The organism is Streptomyces ipomoeae 91-03, assembly GCF_000317595.1.
Taxonomy (GTDB): domain Bacteria; phylum Actinomycetota; class Actinomycetes; order Streptomycetales; family Streptomycetaceae; genus Streptomyces; species Streptomyces ipomoeae.
Window position 1 is genome coordinate 1 of record NZ_AEJC01000351.1, and the last position, 844, is coordinate 844.

1 protein-coding gene is annotated in these 844 nt (G+C 71.6%); it reads left to right on the top strand.

From position 1 onward, the window contains the following. The first annotated feature begins 206 nt into the window (after positions 1-206). Entirely contained in the window at positions 207-752 is a 546-nt protein-coding gene (locus STRIP9103_RS22535) for a hypothetical protein (protein ID WP_009319588.1), read from the top strand. The last annotated feature ends 92 nt before the right edge of the window (positions 753-844 follow it).

Genomic DNA, 844 nt, shown 5'->3' on the forward strand with positions numbered 1-844 from the left:
TCCGCCAGCCCGGCCATCAGCCGACGCAACTGCCCCGGCGGCAGGGGCCCGTTCCGCTTGACGTGTTCGGCGAGGGTCGGACCGGGGATGAAGAGGGTAGCCATCCAGGGCCGCGCACTGTCGGTGTCGGTGTCGACGACCGGCGCCGTGAAGGCACGGCTGACCCGCACCCCTGACCGTCCCCACCCCGGAGCCATAATCGAACCGTGAGCGAGACCGACATACAGAACGGCACGCGGGCGACCGCCAAGGACACCCCGAAGGGCGGCCCGAAAGCCACCACCCCCACGGGCCCTCGCCCCGAACCCATCCGTTTCTTCGGGACGACCTGGCTGAACCACGACGGCAACTACGGCGCCCGCCGCGCCACCGTCTCCGCCGGCGCACTCGCCGCCGCGCTCATCGCCTGCCTGGTGCTGCGCCTGGCCTACGAGGGGCTGCAACTCGCGGCGGTCGGCGGCTTCGTCAGCGTCGTGGTCATCGTCATGTTCGCGATCTGCAGCGCCCTGGCCTTCGGCCACACCTGGGGCACCTTCACCAAGCGCCCCGACCCGGCCCGCCAGTCCTCCCTCCGAGGCCTCCTCACCATCGGCTTCCTGGGTTCCCTCACCGCGTACTTCCTCCGCTCCCTCAAAGAGGCCCCGGGCGAGTCCCTGCACCGCCGGGAATACGAAACGGCCCGCACCCAGTACGAACGCCGCACAGCCAAACGCACAGGCAACCCAGCGAAACGGCGCCGCGGCGGCGCGTAGGCGGGCCGTGCGCCCAGGAGCTCGGGGGAGGGGTTGTCGGGCGGGTGGGGGTTGTGTGTGGTCGCTCGCGCAGTTCCCCGCGCCCCTGAACG